Below are 23,812 nucleotides of genomic sequence, written 5' to 3' on the forward strand. Positions count from 1 at the left end.
GATGCGCATATCCTCTCTTGACAGGTTTTCACCTTTGGATTCTGCCTATGCCATGTTGCTGGAGTCCTCCGAACAACCTTTTTCTTTCCCACCGGCTACATCCCCAGTGACATTCTGCTTTGCCGCGGAACAGCTCGCTGATGTCGCTGAGCTTCCACTCGTTCTCGTCGATACCGAAACTGATGAGGCTTTGCCGATTCTCCACGAGTATGCGACGAAGAATCGCCACATTGAGTACTGGGCCCCGCGGTCGGATACGGCGCGGCTCCAACAGATAGCGCTGGCGCAAGACAGCCACGATTTATCGATTACAGGTAGCCGTCTCACCGAGAACTGGATCCAAGTTCGCATCGGTCCTGCTACTAAGCACGACCGCTCATGCGCGGACTGGGTGGAAGGGCTTAAGTCTGCTACAGCAGCTCCGGTTGAATCCACGGAATCCCCCAGCGTCGCAGTACCTGAGATGTCATTGAGAAGCCTTGTCATCTCTCGTATCACCCCAGTAGTCAAGCCACTCAAGAAGTACCTCCCGGGATCTGTGGTGATTGTGCTGTACAAGATTCTGGAGAAGATCCGATGAATAATTTCTTGCCTGGCGTATCCGTGGTCATCCCATCCTTTGTCGCCGACGCAGCAGAGATGACGGGGGATATTGCAGCCACAAACCTCGGTTCTGCTCTTGCCTCCCTTGCGGAGCAAAGCTTGAGAAAAGACCTCATCGAGGTCCTCGTCATCCTCAACGGCGCGGGAGTTTCTGTTGCAGACAGAGAGGCTAGGCAGATCGCATTGCGCGACAGCTTGGCCAGCCGCTTCCCCAAGCTAAACATTCGGGTGCTGCGCAGCCTGGCTCCCGGTGCTGGGCGCGCCCGTAATCTTGGAATTGCCTCCGCAAGCCGCCGCTTCGTCACTTTTCTCGATGACGATGACATCGTTCAACCAAACTATCTCGAAACTGGCCTTGAGAATGCCAACGACGGTGCTATTACTCTTTTGCCCATCGTCGACATCACCGACGGAGCGTCTATTCAGGACAACTCCCTCAACGCCCGCATCGCGACGTTGCGCGGCACGACGGTCCCAGTTGCCACCGCGCCGTGGGCGCTTGGCTTCAATGCCAGCAAAATCATTCCGACAGCACTAGCCCAGCGCTACCGCTACGATGAGTCGCTCCGCTCCGGCGAGGACGTGGTGTATTTCGCGAACTTCCTTAGGTGTCCAGGCCTGCTCCTTCACACCCCACAGGCGGGGCAGGAGGCTTCCTACGTGCGCACGATTCGCCCCGACTCGGTTTCACGGCAGCGCGAGAGTTTCGACTTTAATGTGGCGCAGCGTCTGGAGTGTATTTCCAAGCTTCGAGAAATCGAGGAAGCAGACACCAAGTCGCGCGCTCTAGAAAAGCTTGAGCAAGCTCAATTCGGCTTTGTGGAGAATTATCTCAAAACACATCCGGGCGAGGTTCAGAAAGCCATCAACACCGCCGTGGATGCCCGTGTTCCCGGTTTGAATTGGGAGAACCTCCGCCAGGAAAGAGCTAGCCGCCTAGTGTTCTCGTATTGCTTCCCTCCCTACGCTGATACCTCTGCCAATGTCACGGCCAAGGTCATTAGAAATGACGCAGAGCTTGTCGACGTCTTCTATGCCAACATGCAGCGCGTCCGCGGGCGCGACGATTCAACCAGGTTGATTGTCGATCCCTACCTGATCCATGCCGAGGAGATCGATGTCGTGCCCTCCTTCGCGCATTGGGGAGCGATTTGTTCCTACGCACGCCAGGCCTCACGCAAAGCAAGCAAACGGGCTAGAAAACAGGGCGGCTATGAGTCGATGTACTCGCGCGCCCTATGGTCTGGATCCCACGTCGCTGCCGCGTTGTTCAAAGACAAGCACCCAGGGACGCGATGGGAAGCAGAATTCTCTGATCCTTTGAGCGTCGGTGTGGATGGCACGCCTCGTCCGGGCGAGCTAACGAGGGGTATTACAACTCATCAACTGCGAAAGATGGTCGAGCGCTCCGACTGGTCAGGTCTTGCGTACAGAACTCACTTCGAGCTCACTGAGCTTGTCACCCTTCTATATACAGATGAGGTGATTTTCACCAATGCCAATCAGCAGCAGGTGATGCTGGAGCGCTATCCAGAGGAACTCCAGTCTTTCGTTCGGGAAAAATCGACCATCCGCCACCATGCAGTCCCGACGGCGGAAATGTACCACTTGGTGGAGTCGGACTATGCCCTTGACTCAGACTGCATCAACATTGCTTACTTCGGAAATTTCTACGCCAACCGCGGAATAGGAGATGTCTTGACCGCGCTTGCGAAACATCCACAACGCGAGAAGTTTGTCCTGCACATCTTCACCTCGAACCCTGAAAAGCTGAGGCGGCAGTTGTGGGGGAGCCCAGCGGCTGACAATGTCCGGATCAACGGTTACGTTCCCTATCTGGAGTTTCTTAACGTTTCCACGAATTTTGACGCCTTGGTGGTCAATGACACCGACACGGTGGGAACAGCATTCAGTGTCAATCCATTCTTGCCTTCGAAATACGCCGATTACGTTGGGAGCGGAACAGTCGTGTGGGGCATCGTGGTCGAAGACTCGCCGCTATCTAATCTGCCTTTGACGTATCGCACGGCTTCGGGTGATTCTGCACAGGCAGGCAAGGTGCTAGACGAACTTCTTGGGAAGTCTGAGTAGAATACTCGTTAGTAAAACTCGGTCTGCGTGAAGTAGGCGCTTCCTTTGATAGGCCGAGAGTGGACACACCAGTGTCATGTCACTCGAAAACCGATGAAGGAATGGAAGGGCTGATGCATGTGGCACGCCATAAATGGCGTAGCTCCAAAACTGCACAACGTGGAGTTGAGGAGCTCAATGCCCAAGTTGCTCGGCATGAGGGCCGGGTGCAGATAGTAAACCCAGAGGGGCTGCATCCCTTGGCTACTCGCCCGACGCTGCGTGATTACATTTCGCAGCTGTGGGCCCGCCGTTTCTTCATTACCGCGGATGCTCGAGCGAAGGCATTGCGAACCACCCGTGATTACCGCCTGTGGCAGTTATGGCTCGTTCTTAACCCGCTTTTCGATGTAGCTCTGTATGGGTTCTTGTTCGGAATGCTGCTGAAAACGTCCAGGGGTATTGAGAACTTCATTGGCTTTCTCTTTATCGGCATTATCTTTATGTCGATGATGACGGGGCTGATGAACTCTGGCATTAGCCTCATGCAGTCCTCGCGCTCCATGATTCGAGCTTTCCAATTTCCGCGTGCATCGATTCCATTTTCGACGACTCTACGGTCAATGATCGATAACGTCTTGCCCGCCATCGTGGCGCTGTTGGCGGCTTTTCTTTTTCAGTGGGGAACGTGGCCCTCATGGACGCTGATACTTGTAGTGCCGCTTTTTATATTGATCCATGTCTTTGGATGTGGGCTCATGTTAATCACAACGCGCCTTACAGCCCAGATTCCTGAAGCAAAAACCATTCTGGGGCTTGTGAGCCGTGGACTCTTCTTCTTATCTGGTGTGATGTTTTCCATCGATAGGTTCGCCGAGCATTCAGCTGTTCACCAGGTCATGTCGGCCAATCCGTGCTACATCTTCCTTACTGCAGTGCGTGATGCTTCGATTTATCGCACCGCACCTAGTCTCGCGACCTGGGGCGAGCTTGTGGCCTGGAGCGTAGGAGTCTTTGTGCTTGGTTTTATCTTCTTCTGGAGGGCGGAGGATAAGTATGTTCGACTCGTCTAAGTTGCCTGCAGCACCTGGTGAGTACCTCGAAACGAAAAAGAAGGACATGGATGAGAAAAGCGGGGACCAATCGCGGGAAAGCCATATGGAAGAACCCGCGGCAGCTGAAGCACCAGCGCAGTTACAATCCGACCTCGACATCAATTATGTGGAGCGGGCGAACGTTGTCGTAGACAACGTGTCCAAGCGCTACGTGATTAGTCAGGGCCGCTCCTCAGACGCGAGTATGACTCGCGTGAGCCGCGGAAAAACTGTGGTTGACGCGATCGTTAATGCTTCGCTTATCGCACTACCTGGTGAATCGATCGGCATTATTGGCCTCAATGGCTCAGGAAAATCGACCCTGTTGAGCATGATTGCCGGAGGTTTAGCTCCAACATCGGGGCGGATACTGACCCGCTCTCAACCCACGCTCATGGGCGTATCCCCGGCCCTTCAGCCGGATCTGTCTGGGGAGCACAATATCTACCTGGGGTGCTTGGCTCTGGGAATGAGTCCGTCCGACGCGAGGGCGCAAATCCCTGAGATTGCGGAGTGGACCGAACTCGGTGATGCGATCAAACGACCAATGAAGACCTATTCGTCCGGTATGTCAGCACGCTTGTCTTTCGCAATTTCGACAGCAGTGAGGCCAGACATTCTCATGATTGATGAAGCTCTTTCCACTGGCGACGCCGCCTTTGGTGCAAAGGCTAGCGCGCGAATGCACGAGCTCCTTGAGCGCGCCGGAAACCTGTTCCTAGTTTCGCACGCTATCAAGGAGATTGAGAGCAACTGCAACCGGGCGATTTGGATCTCAAAGGGGCGCATCATCGCCGATGGCTCAACGGATACAGTTGCGGCGAATTATCACGAATGGGCAAAACTCATGGGTAGGGAAGATAAGCAGCCTGCGCACGACTTTCTCGCAGAAGTCACGGCTGCTTACCGGCCACCTATGGTGCTCCTCGAGAAGCCACTCGGCGGTGAACAGTAGGGTGCGAAGCGTTCAAAGTCGTGCCGGTGAAAACCATCTGAACGTCGTGTGCAGCATGTATTTAGCAACTTTCATACACACAAAGGATTGACTTTCATGGGGCTTGATTTCTTTCGCCGAGGACGGGGACTGACTCTCTTAGCTGCTGGTACCGGTGTGCTGCTTATCGCTGCCATTGTGGTGGGGGAGGGGCTTGCTAGTCGTGTATTGCTTGTTGGTGCATCACTATTGGGTGTCTTTTTTGCTGCCATGTCGATTTCAGCGAGGAAGCATGCGGAGGGATTAATCAAGGAATCTCTTCGCCGTAGCGTTCGCCTTCAGAAGCAGCTCAAGAGCCTATCTGACGCTGCCCAAGAACAGAATCGACTGGCTGAACGGCAACCATTGAATACACTCACCGCAGGCTTTACTGATAAGGAAGAGAACCAAGGACGGCATCCTCACAGTGTTTTTGCGCCGGCCACCATCCCGGCGTCACGCATCATCGCGCGCCCGACTGCGCACACTGCTGGACGTATTGCAGCCGATCAGGAGATGAATGAGGATAGCGCCGATGTGCTGCATACCCTCATGAATGCGCCGTCCGACGCATGGACGCGAAAGGTCGAAATTATCGGATCCCCCTGCGTGGAGGAATGTCTGCGCGAAGTTGCGGAAGTAAGTCGAATCCGCGCCCCACACCTTTTGGGAAAACCAGATCCAGATGCCAGCCACCTTATCGTGGACGAAAACCAGCTTGAACGTGGCTTGTGGTCAGGACTTTTGTCCACGCAAAAGACCATTGCATTCTTAGATCTGCTCGAGCACGTAGCAAAGGCAAAAGAGAACGGAGCGGTAGTGGTTGTTCAAGCTAGCGACACCTCAAACCACTTTACCGATGAGCTTCGTAGCCAAGCCACGGTAGTAGTGCGTGGTGACTCTGCTGCATGGGACTGGGAAGGCGATATCCATTCGCCGGTAATCCAAGCATTGCGCCACAATGAAGCACCGTTTGTTAAAGAAAACGGCCTCAACCTTACGGATAAAGGAGAGTCATAAATGAGCTCAGTCGTTGTCTACGGTGATGTAAGCCCCAACGTTATTGATGGCTCTTCCATCTGGCTGATGTCTGTCTCTGAGGTGCTGGCCGGTGTTTTCGATGAGGTTCACCTACAGTTAAAAAACTATCCCCAGAACCGCACTTTGTTGGAATCGGTTGATGGTCTCGACAACATTCATGTGCATGAACCAGAGGGCATCGCACGCGATGCTGCGCTGAGCACACAGGAAGCAGCCCATCTAGTTGAAGAACTCATCGAACAGACACACGCTTCGGCCGTTGTCGTCAGAGGTTTTCAGGCTGTCTATGATTTCTGCTCGTATGAAAAGATATCTTCTAAACTGTGGGCGTATGTAACCGATCTTCCATTTCCCCCAAGCAAGCTATCTCCTACGAAAGTCCAACGTCTGAAGTACATCGCAGAGCATTCGCACAGGATTTTTGCACAGACAGAGGCAGCTCGCTCTTATTGGGAAGCACTAGTTCCGGAAGCAGCGGGCAAAGTCTTATTGATTCCTCCAATGATTCCGGATTATGCCTTCGTCGAAGAAAGCAGCATTCAAAGAGCCGATTCAGAAACTCTGAGAATAGTTTACGCAGGGAAGCTAGCGCGCGAGTGGCGGACGCTTGAGATGTTAAAGCTGCCGAGAGCGCTCAAGGAACTCGGTATTGATGCTCATATTGACGTAGTCGGTGCAAAGTTTAACAAGGCAAAGGATGACCCTCAGTGGGCTGGAATGATGCGCAGTGCGCTGGAGGAAGCAACCTCGGATCCTGAGAGCGGAGTGACATGGCACGGTGCTCTTCCACGTACCGAGTCCATTGAAAAAATCAAAAAGGCGGATCTAGGATTTGGATGGCGCTCAGCAGAACTTGATTCAAGCCTTGAGGTGTCAACAAAAGCACTGGAATACAGCGCGGCGGGTGCAGTGCCAATCATCAATGAAACTGAGGACCATCAACAGCTCTGGGGTGAAGATTACCCGTTTTTCGTACGCGCTGATGACTCCATCGACGTGGTTGCTGCCAAGATATCCCAGGGCCTCCCCAACATGGATGCAGCTCGGCGAAGCGCAAAGCAAGCCAGTGAGTACTTTTCTATGGGACAAGCCCGAGCCCGTTTTAAACAATACTTTGAGCGAACGGGTGCGCTTTCCGAGGCCGTGAAACGTCAGGGGACAAGGCCGTGCCGTCTAGTGGTGGCCTCTCATGACCTGAAGTTCATGGGAGAGCTAATGGATTTTCTAGTTCGCAATCCACTGTTTGAAGTTCGCCAAGATGAATGGGCGACACTACATACCCATGATGCCGAAGTGAGCCAAGAGCTTGCTGAATGGGCTGATGTGGTCTTTTGTGAGTGGGCTGGTCCTTCTCTCGCGTGGTACTCGAACAACCTCCCAAGCGGAACACGTCTGATTTCTAGGTTGCATAGGTTTGAGCTTAATGGTCCTTGGATGCAAGAGGTCAACTGGGAAAACGTCGAGACGCTGGTGTTCGTCTCAGATTGGGTCCGCACCCAAGCTATTGAGCGTTTCGGCCTGCCGAGAGAAAAAACAATGGTTCTGCCCAACACCGTAGACACGCTCGACTTTGATCGGTCAAAGAACGCGAACGCTCAATTCACATTGGGACTTGTAGGAATGGTTCCGTTTCTTAAGCGTCCTGACCGAGCACTCGACCTTATCGACGAATTGGCATCCATTGACAAGCGATATACGTTGCGGATTAAAGGGCGCATGCCCTGGGAGTATCCGCACGTGTGGAATGACCCAGTCGAAAAGCAGCTCTACCTAGATTTCTTTGAACGCATCGCACGAAGTGAAGTGCTCCAAGCACACGTAGCTTTCGACCCTTTCAGCGCAGATATTGCTTCTTGGTATCGCGGAATTGGATATATATTGTCTCCAAGCGAAATAGAGAGCTTTCACCTTGCACCTGCCGAAGGCATGGCGGCACGAACCATACCCGTTTTTTGGGAGCGGGAGGGAGTATCCGAAGTTTTTGGTGAGCACGCGGCAGGTTGGACTCAAGAGACTCGTATAGAGAGAATCCTCCGAAATTGTGACCGCAAAAACTTCGAAACAAACGGCAGATCAGCAAGGGATTTTGCAAGGAAGTGGGACATTAAGGCAGTCATACCCCAGTGGGAGAATCTCTTGGCAGGGAACCAGACCGCTAGTCTAGTCCCGGGCCCGAAAGGAAACGTTCCTAAATTATGAACTTCGCAAGTGAAGTGGTGGCTCGTGAAGAATCGAATGCTTCCATGTACTACTATGGTGTAATCCCAACGCCTAGGCGTAATTGGTGTTGCTGTGGGATGAAGGCAAGATGAAAAGTAGGGAGAACTGTGGCTCCACGTATCGTTGAATCGGCTGAGGTTTCGGTTGATGCGCAAATCGGCGACGGAACTTCAATTTGGCACCTAGTGCAGGTGAGAGAAAACGCCAAGATCGGAAAAAACTGTATTGTCGGGCGGGCCGCCTATATTGGCGAAGGCGTCGAAATAGGTGACAATTGCAAGATTCAGAATCTAGCACTTGTTTATGAGCCGGCAAAGCTGGAAAATGGTGTGTTTATCGGGCCGGCAGTAGTTCTAACCAATGATCAATATCCTCGTGCGATTAATGAAGACGGGTCATTGAAGAGCGCGAGCGATTGGGAACCAGTTGGCGTGACGGTACGTGAGGGTGCAGCTATCGGAGCCAGAAGCGTTTTGGTGGCTCCAGTTGAAATTGGCCCTTGGTCGCTGGTTGCTGCGGGTTCAACTGTGGTCAAAGACGTACCAGCGTTTGCCTTGGTCGCTGGAACTCCGGCCAAACAGATTGGTTGGGTGGGGAAGGCTGGCCACAAGCTGGTATCTGTTGAAGGCAAAGAGAGTACTTTTACGTGCCCCAAGACTGGGCAAAAATACATTGAGCTAGACGGAGAGTTGAAAGTTAAAAATGACTGATAAGAGTTTTATTCCTGCGGCAAAACCCATTATTGGCGATGAAGAGCGCGAGGCGGTCGACAAGGTTCTGCTTAGCGGTATGATTGCCCAAGGGCCCGAGACTGCCCGATTCGAGGAAGAGTTCTCTCAAGATGCATTAAATGGAGTTCCTGGCGTAACGGTGAATTCTGGTACGTCGGCCCTGCACCTCGGTTTGTTGGCCGCGGGAATTGGCCCAGGGGATGAAGTTATTGTGCCGTCTTTCACCTTTGCAGCGACTGCTAACTCTGTCGCAGCAACGGGCGCGAAGCCTGTGTTCGCCGACATTGATGAGTACTTCACCCTTGACCCTAAAGACGTGGAGACAAGGATTACCGACCGTACGAAGGCGATCATGCCAGTACACCTTTATGGCCATCCTGCGAATATGGCGGGGCTCCTTGGACTAGCTCAAAAGCACGATGTTCTCCTCCTAGAAGACTGTGCTCAGGCCCACATGGCAACTTGGGACGGTAAGTTCGTCGGAACGATGGGCCTGTTTGGTGCATTCAGCTTTTACCCGACCAAGAACATGACTTCCGCTGAAGGCGGTTTTGTCTCTTCCAAGGATGAAGAATTCCTCCGCAGGGTACGGCTTTACCGAAATCAAGGAATGGAAGAACGCTACCGGAACGAAGTGGTTGGATACAACAACCGAATGACCGATGTTCATGCAGCAATTGGCCGTGTCCAGCTCAAAAAGTTGCCGGGTTGGACTGCTACCCGGCAGAAGAATGCAGAATTTCTAAGCACCAACATTACAGGTGTGGAGGTTCCGAAGGTCCATGAGAAGGCTACTCACGTCTACCATCAATACACGATTCGAATAGCTGAAGACAGGGATGGCTTCATGCGAGCCCTCCGTGACGAGTATCAGATTGGTTCGGGTGTATATTATCCGATTCCTAACCACGAGCTCGAGTCGCTCAAGCATTTCGCTGAAGGTTTGGCACTACCAGAAACTGCAGCCGCAGCAAAGGAGTGCTTGTCTCTGCCAGTGCACCCGACTCTGTCGGAAAACGACCTTGAACGCATCGTGAATGCCGTAAACGAGCTAGCAAAGGCTGGTGCCTAATGAGCGATATCTTGCGGTATGCGGTTATCGGACTAGGTTCAATGGGACGCCACCATGTCCGAAACGTTCGGTCCTTGGATGGAGTCGACCTCGTGGCTCTTGCTGATCCATTTGGAGATAAGTTTGGAGTCGCCGAGGGACTGCCAGTTTATGAAAACGTTGAGCAGCTTCTTGCGCACGACATCGATGCAGCAGTAGTCGCTGTACCTACCGCCCACCATTACCACGTTGCTATGGCCCTTGCTGATGCAGGAGTACATACGCTCGTTGAAAAGCCGCTGGCCAATACGCTTGAAGAAGCTGAAACGATGGTCAAGACATTCTCCGAGAATGACTTGGTGGGTGCTGTAGGTTACGTGGAACGTTGTAATCCGGCTCTGCTTGAGATGCGGAAAAAGATCGCCGAAGGACTTTTGGGTGAGGTCTACCAAGTATCTACCCGTCGGCAGTCTCCCTTTCCTGCTCGCATCTCCGACGTAGGCGTCGTAAAAGACCTCGCAACGCACGATATTGACCTGACTGCTTGGGTCGCTGATTCAAGTTACGCACGCATTTCTGCGACTACGGCACATCGCGCAGGCCGCGAATTTGAAGACATGGTATCTGTAGCAGGGGAGCTGGAGAACGGGGTTATCGTTAATCACCTAGTCAATTGGCTTACTCCATTCAAGGACCGTCAGACTGTTGTTGTGGGTGAAAACGGTGCTTTGGTAGCTGAAACGGTTATGGGTGACCTGACCTACTATGAAAACGGGGTTGACCCGATTGAGTGGGACCAAGTGAGCAATTTCCGCGGAGTGTCCGAGGGAACCGTTACGCGCTATGCCTTGAATAAACGAGAGCCGCTTGCCGTGGAACACGAGAATTTCCGTGATGCGATTCTCGGCGAGAGCGGGAAAATCGTAACGATGGCAGAAGCTTTGAACACGATGAAGGTCGTTGAAAGCGTTTTGGAATCCGCAAGCACCCACCGTCTCTTGGAAATGAACCTGTAGGAGAAAGATATGAATATCGCAGTTGTAGCACTGGGCAAGATTGGGTTGCCGCTCGCGGTCCAGTTTGCGAAATCCGGACACACTGTCGTTGGCGTAGACATCAACAAAGAACTTGTCGACACTATTAATCAAGCTCGGGAGCCTTTTCCAGGAGAGAAGCACCTCGACGAGTACCTAAAGCAACTTGTGCCAGCAGGAAAGTTGCGTGCAACTACTGAATACTCTGAAGCGATTCCACAGGCTGACGCCATCGTTCTCGTCGTGCCGTTGTTCGTCAATGATGAGACGTGGGAGCCAGACTTTAATTGGATGGATCAAGCTACGCAGTCACTTGCTGAACACCTAACCCCTAATACTCTCATTTCTTATGAGACGACGTTGCCTGTTGGCACCACGCGCAATCGTTGGAAACCAATGATCGAACAAATTTCGGGGCTTGAAGAAGGCAAGGACTTTGATCTTGTCTTTAGCCCAGAGCGAGTACTCACAGGTCGTGTATTCGAGGATCTGCGCCGGTATCCGAAACTTGTCGGTGGTCTTTCCGATGAAGGAACGCGCAAGGGAATGAAATTCTACGAGGAAGTGCTCCAGTTCGAAGAGCGCCCCGACCTTCCGCGCGAGAACGGTGTTTGGGACATGGGGACAGCTGAAGCTGCAGAAATGGCTAAGCTTGCTGAAACTACTTACCGTGACGTCAATATTGGTTTGGCGAACCAGTTCGCGGTATATGCGGATGCTGCTGGAATTGACGTTTACAAGGTTATCGATGCGTGCAATTCGCAACCGTTTAGTCATATCCACCGTCCAGGTATTGCCGTAGGTGGACACTGTATTCCAGTGTATCCACGTCTGTATTTGTCGACAGACAAAGACGCCACAGTCGTGCGTGAAGCCCGTAAGTTCAACGCAACTATGCCCGAATACTGTGTGAATCAGCTTGCCAACCTACTTGGTGATCTCAGCGGGCTGAAGGTTGCTGTTCTGGGGGCATCTTACCGAGGTGGAGTAAAGGAAACTGCATTTTCTGGTGTCTTCGCGACAGTAGATGCGCTCCGTGAGCGAAATGCGGCCGTTGTTGTGCATGACCCGATGTATACCGCAGCGGAAATTAGTGATTTTGGATGGGAGTCCTACCAGCTCGGTGAACCGGTCGATGCAGTCATTGTGCAGGCTGATCATGAGGAATACAAATCTATTTCGCCGAAAGATTTCCCTGGAATCAGAGCAATCTTCGATGGACGTAGGATCACGGACGCTGAAAAGTGGAATGGGATTCCACGTCTAACCATCGGGTAATTTTCTCCGCCACGAACCGAAGCAAGAGTCAAACCATCATGATTGGACCCAGCGATAACTTTTATGAACAATCGTTCATAAAGCGCCCACTACCGCGAACTATTGACGCTCAAGAGTTAATAACTCGGTTGCTCAATGAGAACGCATTCTTGAAGAAGCAGAGACCTAGCTTTAGCGTGGGGGAGGGCATAGATCGAGTAGGGCTTTCCGATCTACGAAACAAGGAAGAATACTGTTTCGTTAGGCAGTTTTCAAGAGAGAATTTGGAGGGAACGCTTCCGCGACGTCGCCACCTTGTACTGGCGAACGAGTATTCATCCGCTGAGAAACAGTATGCCAATGGCTTCATCCATAGAAGAGTTAAGCTTTATCAGGAGGCTGGCTTTGATGTTGACGTCGTTGCTTTTGGGAAAAGAGTTAAGCCAGATGTCTACATATACGATGGCGTCCCTGTTCTCTCGGGTTACGTAAACGAGCTTATCGGAATACTTTCTAGCTATGAATATGCCTCTGTAAGCGTTCATTTTATGAACTCGGAGATGTGGCACGTCCTTAAGAAGGCGCTTCCTGAGGATGTTCCACTTGCGGTTTTCGTTCACGGATATGAAGTACGAAACTGGAGTCGTTTACCGTACGGCATCCGGGACCCAAAGGTACTGAATGGGCGGATTGAGAAGTCGCTTCGAAATGAAGATCTTTGGAAAGAATTAACTGATCCAAAGTCCAAAGTTGATAAATTCTTTTTCGTGTCCGAGTGGTGGCGCACCGCTGCCGGAGAAGACTTAGGAATACGGTTCGACGAAACACGTAGTGCCATCGTTCACAATGTAATCGATGGGAACATATTCGACTACCAAGAGAAAGGTGCCGATCAAAGATACAAACTTCTTTGGGTGCGCAGCGCTCACGCGTATAACTACGGTGCTGACATAGCGGCCTCGCTCGTGCGGTCGCTGAAAGAAACCACCTACTGGGACAAACTGCAGATAACGATCGTCGGTGATGGAGAGTACTTCAGCGAGTTCGATGAGTTCCGCGAAGAGCCGAATGTGCGTGTTAATCGCGGGTTCGTCTCTCAGAAAGAAATCGCGGATCTGCACAAGGAACACGGACTATTCCTAGTTCCTTCACGCTTCGACACCCAAGGGGTTTCCCGCGACGAGGCAATGAGCTCGGGACTAGTTCCAATAACAAACCCAGTGACGGCTATACCGGAGTTTGTCGATGATTCTTGTGCTATTCAGTTCGAAGAGTCGAACATTCCGGACGCCATAGAAAAAATTGTAGCCCTGTTTGAATCGCCAGAACGGTTTCTCGCAATGTCGAGAAATGCAGCGCAACGTGTCCGCGCACAAAGCGGCCCGTCAAACACTGTGGCAAAAGAGATGGAAGTACTACTAGGAAAAGACTCGATGGGGCTCTAAGTGAATGTTTTAGTCGTCGTAAATAGAATTGGCCCGCTAATTGGCTTGGTACTGGGAGAGATAGAAGCCTTCGGGTACACTCCGATCGTTCTTAACGTAAAAGAACGTAAATTATATGGAGCTACAACTCCAGTTCCGGCATGGCTAAATGCAGACGGAGACTTGCCTTCTGCCAAGTGGTTCGAGGACATGCTAACTGAATTCGGCATTGGCTACGTTATCGGCATAGGAGTTTGGCCAAGCCTGTTTGCAGCAAAGAACCTTGACCGGCGAACAGTTGTTTCGGTACTTCAGCCTGGTGAGCTTGACTTTAGCCAGAGGAGAAATAAGGCTAAGTTGGTCGCGTTTGAACAGCTCGCCGACTCTGCTGCTGGGTTAGTGTTCCTAAATGAGTGGGAGATGAGCAAAGCGGTTAGTCTCGGCTCAACCGCACCCCACTTCTTGTGGAACCTAGCAGATTCCTCGTGCAGTACAGAAATGCTCGACGAAAGCTCCGACGTAGTTGGTGTCGTTGTCGACACGGAAGAGAACTACGCCTCGGTTTTAGATATCGAGTATGCGGTTAGCAAACTCGGTGAGGCACTTGAGGCTGAGGGGAAGAAAGTACGGGTCATTTCGTCGAATTCTTTCTTCTGGTATAAGGACTTTACCATGGGAAGGTCTTTCCGTAATGTTCTGCGTTTACGGGGAAGAGAATTTTCTAGCCTATTCTTCGTCGGCGGTGACGCAGACTCTCTTGTAGTAGCCGCTTCTCATAACGGGGGCATGGGACGTTGCTACGCTGCAGAACGTATTGAAATGAGGCTCCTAGCGAGAAACCAAAGCTTTCTTTCTGTATGTGGCGTTGACAAGCTTGTTCACGAGTACTGCCAACCAGGTGACGCGGGTGGTAGTTCATCTATGGGGAGCCAGAGTCATGGGCGAAGCCTGTTCGCGATAATTGACCAGATAACGGAAAAGGATCTTCCCCGCTATTGGGAGGACTATGGTGATTTCGAAGAATTCAGCCTGTTTTTCTCGGTAGCCGCGGTTGAAAACCGCTCTAATGGTGCTCGGCCCCAAAGAATTCGTAACCTCTATTTAGAAATGGCGGATAATTGGCTGACGCTCCAAATAGGGATGACAACTAAGTTTCTCGAGCGGCGTTCTAAACTCGTCGAGGATTGGCTCAATTCGGGTAAGCGTTGCGTACTGATATACGGCGAGAATTCAACAAACCCAGTACAAAACCGAGATGTTATCATCCAAGCCTATAGATTGGTCGACCTAGCCTCTTCAATATCTCGGACTCCGAGTCTATGGTTTGTGCGAGATCTCCATTGGCTGGATTCAAGTATGTTCCCGGAAGGCCCGTCCGCAGACGTGCTGGCTTCCGGCATCTTTGAGCTGACTCGTTTGGACGATTCTTTCGGTTCGTTCGTAGCGCCTTCTCTTGAAAGCAGGAGGATGTTTGAAACACTTCTTGAATCGAATTGTGAAATTTCATTCGTAGATGATGAGCTTCCTCCCGGGGTAACCCAGTCAGCTTGCGCCCTAGCTCGCGGTCCGGAGAAAGGAATGACATTCGTTTACTCGGGCGGAATTGGAAGTGCGTACCGGATGGACGCGTACCTAACAGCTATCGCTTCGATCCTTTTAGATGAGAGTTCGTCATCGAGTAGTTTCGGTCGAGTGTATTTTGATTTTGTTGTTCGCCCTCAGGAACAACAGGAGCTCATTGGCCAGTTGGAAGTGCTAGGGATCGCAGAATCACCTTTCATCCGAGTACTGAACGGCGATTTCAATGGGTATCGTCCGCTGACAGAGAAAGCCTGCGGAGTTCTCCTCTTGGAGTCGGATTACGGGAAAGGTGCTTTTCCGTACAAGTCTGTTTCTTATCTGGAAAGAGGCTTTACCATCCTTTGCTTTAAGGATTCTCCCGTCAACAGGTTGTTTGGCCCGGTAGGGGTAACTTTTGCAACTGGATATGATAGCGGCGAGGTTACAGCGACAATGGCACGGGCCGCTGCAGAAGATACCCATGTTTCTTGGCACGAAATCTGGCAAAAACACGGCTGGGCTGAGAGGCTCAAAAAGATACAGGCACTAGCGGTGACTGCAGAACGAGAACTGCGTTAACGCTACTTTGCATGGATACGTTGAACGAGAGATTTAAGTTACGGGAGTTAAGTTGAAGCCCCTAATGGTTATGGCTGTTGGAAACACCGTTGAAGGCGATTCGCGCGTTGAAAAAATGGCCGTGAGCGCTCGTGACCAAGGCTATGAAGTTGTCATTGTAGGCATGAAGCAGCGGGATGTTAGCATGCTTGGCTCCTACGAGCGTATTCCCATTTATCGACTCGTTCCGGATTGGAGCCAGTACCTTGAATGGCGCCGTCGTCAACCGAAGGAGGAAATGGGAGCCGAGGACTATATCGACCAAGAAAACGAGAGGATTAGGAATGAAGTAGCTAACTTAAAGTCAAAGACCGAAGAAAAAGTTGGCTTTGTCCTCTCGATACGAAATTTGCCCCGTCTAGTTGCGCCAAGCCGCTTTAGTCAGCGTCTCGAGAAAAACGTTGACGTTAATGAAAAACTGGCTCCAGTATTTCAGAAAGTCATTGATGCCCGTGAAAGCTGGGTTCGTGCAAAGTTGAATAAGCAGAACTTGGGCCAGTGGCTTCGCAGTGGTCAGCCAGGGCAAGCCATTGAACTCTGGCCTCAAATCGGCGGATTTGAAGAGTTGTTCCTTCGCGCGTTCCGGGAACTACAACCAGACATCATCCATGTGCACGATAGACACCCAATGTCGGCTGCGAAGTTATACCAGGATGAGCGGCTGAGAGACGGTGTCTTTGTTCCATGGATCTATGATGCCCATGAGTATTTGCCTGGTCAGAGATTTAGCGGACCGGCGGGGCACCGCTATGGTTGGCTGGCTCTCGAATCAGAGATGATTCAATACGCAAATCATGTCATTACAGTCTCAGCTCAACTCGCAGATAAACTACAGGCACGCCATCATCTAGAGCACACGCCAAGCGTCGTAGTTAATGCGCCTAGCAGTGCCAGAATTTCGAATTCTGACTTAGACCGCCAATCTTTGCGTGAGGAACTCGGTCTCGGAGATGAGCCTTTGCTGGTTTACGTAGGCAAACTGGCCGAGCGTCGTGGTATTTATACGGCTGTAGAGGCGATGCCTTTGCTGCCTAACGTGCATCTTGCTTTCGTAGGGTCAAAGGACAAGGCTCCGCGCGCGGAAATTGAGAAGCTAGCAAAGAAACATAAAGTCTCTGACAGGGTCCATATTGTGGATTATGTTCCTTCCAAGCACGTTACGAGCTACGTTTCCAGCGCAGATATTGGACTGAGCCCTTTGTACGGAACTAAGGCACATCATCAGGCGTTGGCGACAAAAATTCGTGAATATATTCAGGCCGGTCTACCTATAGTAGGCACGGATCTGCAGGCCCAAGGCTCTTTTATCCGGGAAACGAACGTTGGCTGGGTTCATGAGGAGCGAAACCCGTACTCCTTTGCTAAGGCTGTTAGAGAAGTCCTCCACGATCTCCCACGTTTTAAAGAGCGAGTTGAGCTGATTCGGAAGGACCATTCTTGGGAGTCCCAGGAGGTTGTCCTCGGGAAAATATGGCAGCAGTTTGCTTCAACGCCGGACGAGGACGGGACAAACTTGGACTTGTCAGTTGAGGTCCCTCCTTTCCGACGAGGAATGCTTAACCGGACGTACCCCTTACGCCGTCTACTGACCACTATTGATGAAAACGTTGCGTTAGCTTGGAAAGGAAAGATTTACTTACAACAGAGTCCGCTCGAATGGCATCTTTTGGGTAAAGCTTATGGCTCTGTCGAGGAACAATTGCGTACATGGAATCTCCTCCTAAAAACAGCGGATTACCTAGTGACCCTAGACTATGAACCGCTCTTCGAAGAAACATTGGGGACTGGCACCAACCTGAGACACCAATTGGGTCGTTCAGGAATCGGCCTTTATGCTTTCGTGTCGGACGACCAGCTGGCTGATCCATATGAAGAAATGGCGCTAATCCCTGGCAGCCACTGGGAGTCCCTCGATAAATCGATTTTGGTTCGTCTCGCGGCTAACCGTGAAACCGCGCGTGAAATTCTTAGAGAGCGCGATACAAAGCTGATTTCTACCTCGCCGGGAGTTTTGAAGCTCGGACTTCCATCAGCCTGGTTTCCGAATTTCAATCTCGACCAAACTTCGATGGTGCGGCAGGATCTTCAGTCGGTTGAACCAATTCGTATCGGAATCTTATCTGATAAGAGGCCGGAACCGGTGATTTCGGCTCTCAGACAGCTACGCGAGAATAACAGCTTCTTCGAGTTTGTTGAGGTCAATGAAAATGGAGGATGCAGTCAGAGTATCTCAATTCTGATTGACCGGATTGGTAGCGGATTCCATACGTCGGCGGCCCTGCTTGCCATGCAGAAGGGAATTCCCGTTTTGGCATCGTATGATCCTGGTATTCTTGGTCAGCTAGAATCCTTGCCGCCGTACTTACCTATATCTTTAGCCTCAATCGATGCTCAGATTCGTAGCGTGGCAAGCGCGCTTGTTTCACAGGACGCCAACGACGCTGGTGATACTTGTGGGACCAGCCAAGAACAACTTTCGGAATACCTCGAATATCTCGCTAAGCTTGAAAACCCCTTTGCTTCCCACAATTAAAGTTTGAAACTGACTCTTATTGAATTAAGCGATTGGAAAAATACGTCCTCAAAGGTGCTCGCTCATGTTAAATCTAACGATTATCCCTCGAAACTGGCAGAACGACAACTCCGAAGAGATCGAGCACAAACTCGATACAGTGCTGCCTGAGATATCGAAATATCTCGGAAAGAGATACTTGGCGAAGGCACAGGCTGTACGCAATTTGGGCATGGGTGGGACGACCTCCGTAATTTGGCAATCGCAATCGCAGGCTAAGAAACCGTGTTTTGCTTTAAAAAAGGGGCGCTGGGCATTTGCGACAAGCCCTCTGCATTCGGCATCTCTCATTGAAGCAGTTTCTACGCGTGCCGGTGACCTTCGCTTTGAGCAGCCTGTGTGGGGAAGCTACGCGGCGATTATGGGAGACAAAAATACCAACCGTGTATTCGCTTGGAATACGGTCCCAGCATTAGAAGCCATCCACTATGGTCAAGATGCACATTTCACGTATATTTCCAATCGCCCATTATTCATCGCGTTGGCGATGAGTGATGGAGATTCTTCTCGTGTACAGCTTGATGAGAACTACGCCTATGAATATTTGAATTTTGGCTACTCAGTATCGGGGGTTACGCCCTTTCGCGGTGTCAAAACTCTCGCACCGAGGTCTTCCCTCCGTGTTGTTGGGGGTGCGATTCGAATCGGAGCAGCTCCGCAACAGGCGGAGATCTGTTTGGAAGAGAAGGATAATCGCTGGTTTACCGGAGCTGATGAGCTTTCGCAAGCCTTCTTGAACGCCACTGAGCGTGCATTAGATAGACGAGGGACTGATCATGTTCAGCTGCGTCTTTCGGGAGGACTTGATAGCCGTATAATCCTAGGTCTTTTTAGGGATCGGCCAGAAGTAGAAGTCACCGCGGTAACACAGGGTGAGGCTACGTCAGAAGAAGTAATGGTTGCTGCTCAACTCGCAGAGGTTGCTGGAGTCAAGCACCGTGTAGTAATCCCCGGGGCCAATGTGCCTAGTAGTTTTGTTGATTCAATGCTTAAGTCGATTGCGGATTCCCAAGGTTTCATACCTTCTGAAGCATTGGTTGCGCCGTATGAAAATGCTTCACCTATTGAAATCGGTGAGAACTTGGTTGCGGGGCAGTGGCCATTGTTTAAAGGTGTTTTGGACAAGACTAATGCCAATTCCCTCGAATACGTGTACCGGCGTTTTGGTAAGACGAACGCCAAGCTTCTCAAACCTGAGTTGAACCAATACAGCTTTGAAGTGTTCGACAACTGGTTGGCATCGGTATCGGCTACTACAAATCTAGAACTGCTTTATATGCATGGAAGGGATCTCCGCTCTTCTCGTTACTTGCAGCCCCATGTGGTACAAGCCGATGCAGAATCCCAGGTAATGTATCCGTTTTGCGATTCAGAAGTGGTGGCGGTCGCCGATGTTCTTCCTGCGCTGAATCGGATGCAGAATGTATCTGCTTTCCTTGCGGTATCGAAGATATGGGAAGACGCTCTCAAAATTCCCACTGCGCGAGGTGGGGCCTTTAAATTTGAGGCCTCTGCCCCTCTTGAGGGTGTCTCCGGTCAATTCTACGAGCTGCGTAAGCAGGCCCCTAAGCCGTTCCACAATGGAGTGCACAAGTTAAGCAACGATGGTCCTGATTTCATTAATTTCTTCTTGACTCCTATCACTTCAGCTGCAAAGTTCTTGGTTTCGAGTGACCGCTGGGCTGACCTCGCGTCCATTCTGGACTCGGAATTTGTGGACAAAATCGTAAAGCTGAGCGCGTGTAGTGAGGAGGAAGCGGTGGCATTGCATCCGGCCCGTGCACCTCGAAAAATTCTAACTATTCGTTTGTTGAGAACTCTACTTGTGGAGCGTTGGCTGTCGAAAGAGTGGTTGGTCAGCTGAATTTTGCGCCGCTAGTCTTTCATTTCATTTGTCCATGCCGAAAGGAGCCCCGTGTCGCTCTATAGTGCACCAAATCGTGGCCGTCCTCTTGTAATTTCTGGTGGTCTAGGTCGTCTAAATTCGATTCCTCAGCTGCTGAGTGGGGTCCTAGTGATTCACACTTACGATGCAGTGGTGTTTGATCCTGAAGAACCTTTTTGGCCGCAAATTGAGTCGCAGGAGTTGCACCCCACTGTACGGTTTTATGTGCACTCGTTGAACTGGATTGATTTCATAGTGGATCGTGCAGTTGACCGCCCCAAAGTGGAGTGGAACGACGCTATTGCTTCGGGAGTTGAATTTGCTTGCACTGTAGCTTGGCACTGGTGGGAGACGAATAACGTAACTCCCGAATGGAAAAACGATGAACACGTCTGGGGCGGGCATGCTGTTGCGATTAGAGCGGCGTCGTTAAGCGTGCTGAGTGAGCTTTACCCTGAGGACGAATGGCTTTATGAAGCCATCACGTACCACGGTCAGTGGTTGTTGGAGCATTTTGATGGTTATTGGAACCATGGGCTGTCCCAGGCGCTGGCGCTAATGATCGTAGGGGGCAGGCTGAGCAACGAGGAGATGTTGGAGACTGGCGCCAAGCGCGCCGTTGCTTGCCTCGAGGTCATGATTGACGAGGAAGGCGCTATCAACGAACAAGCGCCCGAGTACTCGAATTACATTGAGCGCCTGCGCAGCACTGCTGTGGATGCACTCGAGATGTTTGATGCGCCGGGAGTGGAAAAACTTAAAGCAAAGCAGAGGCCGCTGGAAGAATTCATCGCACACTCTTTGACCCCGGCGGGAACCTTTGTGGAGGTAGGCGACTCGATGCCGCGGCGTCCTAATTTTGTCCGTGGTGGAGCCTTGGAATATGTACATTCGAATGGTGCAACTGGGACTGAGATTCCGCGCGTCAAGGTTTATGATGCTGGCTACGTCTTTGGACGCTCCGGGTTTGGTCAGCTCAGACCCAAGGAATTGGAGAGCTATTACACCCTGCGCTTCGGGCCGCCGCGGCAGATTCACGGGCATTTCGATCACTTGTCGCTGACTTATTGGGACTTCGGACGAAACATCATCGTTGACGCTGGTCACCCAGGCTACACCAAGGGGCCACAGCGTTTTTATGCCCAGAGTCGTCTAGCTCATAATGTGCTTACTGTGCGTGGGAAGGAGCACAATGCTGAGGCAGCCTCACGATTGCTGGATAAGCAAGTTGAGGATACGTGGTCTGCGTTTGACCTAGAGGACACCGCTTGGGAAGGCCTTCTCTGGAAACGAAGCACGTGTTTCGCAGACTGCGGCCCTTTCGTGGTCTCTGACAGTCTCGGGCACACACGCGCTGCAAATTATGCGGAGCAGCGTTGGAACGTGGCACCGGAGTTCGAGTATGAAGGCTCGCTATATGAGGTGGTTCGATTCCGCTCCGTTGTTGATGGAACACAGCTGGTATTCATCCGCTACGGAATCGAAGACTCTCGCTTCTTTGAACCGACGGACGTGAATTTGGCCCGTGGTGACCGGGAAAGCCGGCGCGGAGTCGTCTTCCGCAACGAACAACCTACCGATACGTGGACTCTAGGGTTTGGTCGTGCCAGCAGAGATTTTTGCGTTCTTACCGCAGTGGTGGTTGCTAAGCCGGAAGATAAGGTGGAATACACTTTTAAGGACAACGGGCCCGGCAAACGTGTCCTGCGTATCGTCCGCGGCAGCCAGACGTTTCTCTTCGACTTCGACATCCAATCTCACAAAGTGCGGGCGTTATCCGCTCCCATAGAGAGGGGATACGCAGATCGAGGGCTTACTCCACGCTGATGCGTTCCGCTGTGGTGCGGTTGATACGCCAGTTAGCGCGGTGCTCGCGGTATCCAGAGTAGAAGAGCTCGAAGGTGAGGTCATCGCCGCTGCCGTGCGGGACGAGGGCGGACTTGTAGAGGTTGGGGTAGCCGGACTCCTCATGCGAAATGATTGGCGTGTCTGAGCGCTTCCAGTTGATGCCGTCTTTGGAGCGAAGTAGGTACAGGTTGCCCCTCTGGACAGTTTCGCTCGGGATAATGTGCACGAGGCCAATGTACTCGCCGTTGTACCGCTGAACATCAAGGTGCCACCAGCGCTCACCATTGGACACGTAGGGGTCGATGGAGGGGTACCGAGGAGCCGACCACGTCTTCAAATCGTCGCTTTCAAAGTAGATGATTCGATTAGGAACACCGGTGTGGTTGGCGACGCCGTAGAGGCGCCAGTTTTCGCCAGTCCAGATGAGGGCTTGAGACATGAACTGTGGTTCACCGGACCAGATTTCTTCCTTTTCTGACCAGTGCACGCCATCGGTCGATTTGACTAGGAAGATTCTGTTGGTTTTGCCGTTAGGACGGTCCACCATGCGCCATGTCAGGTACATCTCGCCGCTGGGAGCCATGACGAGCTGAGTATCGGAGTTGTGTGGGTTGGGCTTGCCCAACTGGTCATCAATGGGTTTGGGCAAGCCCTCGGGGGACTGCCAGGTCCAACCGTCGTTGGACACGATGATGTTGGGGTCCTCGGCGGATTCATTGCTGTCCGGATACGGTGTCATAGCCATCCAGTACTTCCAGCCATTCCACCCGTCCTCAAAGTAGAGGACTGAGGGGTGAGTAGCTTGGCCGCTACCTTCATGGGTGGGGAGGTTGAGTTGCAGGCCGCGCGGTGCTGCCCAAGCCCAGAGTGGTGCCTTATCCTCGCTGTTAGCGAGTCGATTCTTGATGTCGACAACGTGTTGCGCATAGCCGGAGGAAGGTTCCACGGACGTTGTCGGGGCCGCGGGAGCGCTCGTGGTCGACTTAGCTGGGGTGGTGGGCTCCGCGCTGGTCGTTGGCGCGGCTGTTGTGCTCGGCTGCGAGGAAGGGGTTGGCTTTGCCGTCGGGGTGGGAGCAGACGTAGGGCTTTGGGAAGAACCGATTCCTGGAAGGATGCCTGCGAGGAGCGCCAAACCGCCGATGCCTGTGGCAAGCGCCACTAGGGCGGTGATAGCTTGCCGAACCTGCTCCTCGTTGAATTGAGGCAGGGTAGGCATCTGGAAAGCTGGCGCCTGCTGAGCTTGTGCAGGTGTAGGTGCGGAGACCTGAGCGGTGGTAAGCGAAGCAGTGAGGACAAGGGCCACGAGGGCTTTGCCGGTGCGGGATGGTCGGCGCATGAGAGATCCTTAATGCATATGAATGAGACGACTTTGAAGTCTAGTGCGTGTTGACGCTGGGAGGGGGCGAATACCCGGAAACCTGAAGGGGGAGGCGTCGTAAAGCACGCTCTGCGTGGCTAGGTGAAAGTCTCATGTCCTGTTCAGCGTCTGGGTGATCTGTACTACCGGACTACCGGAGGGTCAAGTAGTGGAGCACGTTCGATTAGAAATTTAGTTAGATCTGCAGCACACCTAATCAATGATCTCTAGACTTGCCAGAAACGCGCGCTGGGATCGTCCGCAAGGTCCTGGCGCTCAAGGTGAATTGTCTGGAGTGAAACTACATGTCGGAGAATGCGACACTGCGGAAAACGATGAAGCCCTCGTGGGTCTTTGCCATGGCCTTGGGCGCGGCGATTGGTTGGGGTGCCTATATCCTGCCGTTCGACTGGATGCAAAAGGCGGGGCTTGGTGGAACGCTCATCGGCTTTGTCATCGGTGGCCTGATGATTG

General features: G+C 52.0%; 16 protein-coding genes. 15 read left to right on the plus strand and 1 reads right to left on the minus strand.

What is annotated here, in order from left to right; all coding sequences use genetic code 11:
• Position 1: 1 nt before the first annotated feature.
• From HMPREF2932_RS12475 to HMPREF2932_RS12545, 15 genes are all read left to right on the plus strand, one after another.
• Positions 2-580 (plus strand): hypothetical protein, encoded by a 579-nt coding sequence (locus HMPREF2932_RS12475; protein ID WP_071410276.1) that lies wholly within the window; start codon positions 2-4, stop codon positions 578-580.
• Positions 577-2,694, plus strand: coding sequence for a glycosyltransferase (locus tag HMPREF2932_RS12480; protein WP_071410277.1), 2,118 nt, complete (start codon positions 577-579; stop codon positions 2,692-2,694). The genes HMPREF2932_RS12475 and HMPREF2932_RS12480 overlap by 4 nt, the downstream gene beginning before the upstream one ends.
• 113 nt (positions 2,695-2,807) lie before the next feature.
• Positions 2,808-3,746 carry an ABC transporter permease gene (locus tag HMPREF2932_RS12485; protein ID WP_168166998.1) on the plus strand — a complete coding sequence of 313 codons (939 nt, stop codon included), beginning with the start codon at positions 2,808-2,810 and terminating at the stop codon, positions 3,744-3,746.
• Positions 3,730-4,722 carry an ABC transporter ATP-binding protein gene (locus tag HMPREF2932_RS12490; RefSeq protein ID WP_071410278.1) on the plus strand — a complete coding sequence of 331 codons (993 nt, stop codon included), beginning with the start codon at positions 3,730-3,732 and terminating at the stop codon, positions 4,720-4,722. Before HMPREF2932_RS12485 ends, HMPREF2932_RS12490 begins: the two co-directional genes overlap by 17 nt.
• 96 nt (positions 4,723-4,818) lie before the next feature.
• Positions 4,819-5,760, plus strand: a complete 942-nt coding sequence (locus HMPREF2932_RS12495) for a hypothetical protein (RefSeq protein WP_071410279.1) — start codon at positions 4,819-4,821, stop codon at positions 5,758-5,760.
• The gene (locus HMPREF2932_RS12500) at positions 5,761-7,980 is read left to right on the plus strand and encodes a glycosyltransferase (RefSeq protein WP_071410280.1); all 2,220 of its coding nucleotides are present in this window, start codon (positions 5,761-5,763) and stop codon (positions 7,978-7,980) included.
• Between the two features lie 128 nt (positions 7,981-8,108).
• A complete protein-coding gene (locus HMPREF2932_RS12505; protein WP_071410281.1) occupies positions 8,109-8,711 on the plus strand; it encodes an acyltransferase in 603 nt (200 codons plus the stop codon).
• Complete coding sequence (locus HMPREF2932_RS12510; RefSeq protein ID WP_070754430.1) at positions 8,704-9,804, plus strand: DegT/DnrJ/EryC1/StrS family aminotransferase; 1,101 nt, start codon at positions 8,704-8,706, stop codon at positions 9,802-9,804. Before HMPREF2932_RS12505 ends, HMPREF2932_RS12510 begins: the two co-directional genes overlap by 8 nt.
• Complete coding sequence (locus HMPREF2932_RS12515; protein ID WP_071410282.1) at positions 9,804-10,799, plus strand: Gfo/Idh/MocA family protein; 996 nt, start codon at positions 9,804-9,806, stop codon at positions 10,797-10,799. The genes HMPREF2932_RS12510 and HMPREF2932_RS12515 overlap by 1 nt, the downstream gene beginning before the upstream one ends.
• A 9-nt stretch (positions 10,800-10,808) precedes the next feature.
• The gene (locus HMPREF2932_RS12520) at positions 10,809-12,095 is read left to right on the plus strand and encodes a nucleotide sugar dehydrogenase (protein ID WP_071410283.1); all 1,287 of its coding nucleotides are present in this window, start codon (positions 10,809-10,811) and stop codon (positions 12,093-12,095) included.
• 149 nt (positions 12,096-12,244) lie between these two features.
• On the plus strand, positions 12,245-13,519 hold the full coding sequence (locus HMPREF2932_RS12525) for a glycosyltransferase family 4 protein (protein WP_168166999.1): 1,275 nt from the start codon (positions 12,245-12,247) through the stop codon (positions 13,517-13,519).
• A complete protein-coding gene (locus HMPREF2932_RS12530; protein WP_071410285.1) occupies positions 13,520-15,637 on the plus strand; it encodes a hypothetical protein in 2,118 nt (705 codons plus the stop codon). It abuts the gene before it with no gap.
• Positions 15,638-15,701: 64 nt separating this feature from the next.
• On the plus strand, positions 15,702-18,209 hold the full coding sequence (locus HMPREF2932_RS12535; protein ID WP_071410286.1) for a glycosyltransferase family 4 protein: 2,508 nt from the start codon (positions 15,702-15,704) through the stop codon (positions 18,207-18,209).
• A gap of 64 nt (positions 18,210-18,273) precedes the next feature.
• A complete protein-coding gene (locus tag HMPREF2932_RS12540; protein WP_071410287.1) occupies positions 18,274-20,112 on the plus strand; it encodes an asparagine synthase-related protein in 1,839 nt (612 codons plus the stop codon).
• 174 nt (positions 20,113-20,286) lie between these two features.
• Positions 20,287-21,960, plus strand: a complete 1,674-nt coding sequence (locus HMPREF2932_RS12545) for a heparinase II/III domain-containing protein (RefSeq protein ID WP_141756315.1) — start codon at positions 20,287-20,289, stop codon at positions 21,958-21,960.
• Here HMPREF2932_RS12545 and HMPREF2932_RS12550 read toward each other — a convergent pair.
• A complete protein-coding gene (locus HMPREF2932_RS12550) occupies positions 21,947-23,317 on the minus strand; it encodes a glycoside hydrolase family 32 protein (RefSeq protein ID WP_071410289.1) in 1,371 nt (456 codons plus the stop codon). The genes HMPREF2932_RS12545 and HMPREF2932_RS12550 overlap by 14 nt on opposite strands.
• Positions 23,318-23,812: the final 495 nt, after the last annotated feature.

The organism is Corynebacterium sp. HMSC074H12 (genome assembly GCF_001813755.1).
Taxonomy (GTDB): domain Bacteria; phylum Actinomycetota; class Actinomycetes; order Mycobacteriales; family Mycobacteriaceae; genus Corynebacterium; species Corynebacterium hiratae.